Source organism: Rhodococcus sp. C3V (genome assembly GCF_029269915.1).
Lineage (GTDB): Bacteria > Actinomycetota > Actinomycetes > Mycobacteriales > Mycobacteriaceae > Rhodococcus_F > Rhodococcus_F qingshengii.
Window position 1 is genome coordinate 1 of sequence record NZ_JARJBE010000051.1, and the last position, 1,301, is coordinate 1,301.

A 1,301-nucleotide genomic window follows, 5' to 3' on the forward strand; every position below is an offset into this window, starting at 1 on the left:
CTTATATCCCTTATTAGCGATCATTTAATTTTTTACGCAAATTGCAAGTCCAAGTTAGCCAGCCAAGCTCATCTCATATGAACTCTTATAGTTGAACATTTTTCTTGGATAATGGTTCATCCAATACTCGATAGCGGCGACTTCTTCAGGGGTCGTCTTTGTTGTGCCTTTTGGCAGATGCCTACGAATCATTCGGTTATGGTTTTCATTCGTCCCTCGCTCAAAGCTCGCGTAGGCGTGTGCATAGTAAACTGGACAGCTTACGACCTCAGAGAGCCTTGCAAATTCATGGCCATTGTCAGGGGTAATGGATTTGAAGTCATAACTTTTTTGAAGTTCCACCAGCTCATCATTGACCGCCTGTGCTGTTTTCCCATCAATCAAGCGAATGATCTCCGTGCGGTATTTTCGCTCTGTGAGCGTCAAAAGCACCTTGTTCTTAGCTCTCGTAAGAATGACCGTGTCAATCTCGTAATGCCCCACTTCTAAGCGATTGTTAATGAACTCAGGCCGTTCTTCAATAGACTTACCAAAAGGATGCTTTGGCGCACGAGGTTTGATTTTCTTTGCCGCCTTATACTGCGGATAGAAAAGATGATGACGCTTGGCTTCTAACCAGCCCCAGTTGACCCAATTGTAGAGGCTGCTCAGAGAAACTCCTTTTAGAGCCTGATGAATGACTTCCAAAGAGTCCTTGTCTTCTTTAAGACGTGTACTCACATAACAATCAATCTCAGTCGTGAGTTTACTCGGACGAACACTGTGAGCCCTCAATCCTTCATAATTTTCTTGAGCCTTTTTAGCAGAGTATTTTACCTTCCGCTTGAGCTGGATTTCCCCTCGCTTCATCTCTCTGTCAATCGTCCCATGAGCTTTATTCAATAAGCGCGCAATCTCACGGTTGCTCAGTCCTTCTTTATTGTGCCAACGTTCAATGTTTAAACGGTCTTGATTGGTCAGGTGTTTCCCTTTGCTCTGGCTTGTGATAGAATAGTCTTGCATCTGAATTTCCTTTTTATACTATTTGGTCGAACTTCTAGTATAAGAGATTCAGATGTTTTTTGCTTGACTCAAGGTGGCTAACTTCATTTTACAATTTGCGTAAAAAATAAAAATCTATAATAATTCAGTTTGCACCAATAAAAAGTGATAAAAAAAATAAATTTTGATGCTGACTAAAAATAGAAACAAAAAATTTTCTATTTTTTCTTCGCATTTTCCCAATTTATGCTCACATCTTGATATAATAGTAGATATGACCTATTAAGTAAAAATTATCTATCCAAAAGAAGAAGCCGCTG

The 1,301-nt window shown here is 40.0% G+C and carries 1 protein-coding gene; it reads right to left on the reverse strand.

The genetic code is table 11. From position 1 onward, the window contains the following. Positions 1-54 precede the first annotated feature (54 nt). On the reverse strand, positions 55-1,002 hold the full coding sequence (locus P3G66_RS31730) for an IS30 family transposase (RefSeq protein ID WP_003130410.1): 948 nt from the start codon (positions 1,000-1,002) through the stop codon (positions 55-57). Positions 1,003-1,301 lie beyond the last annotated feature (299 nt).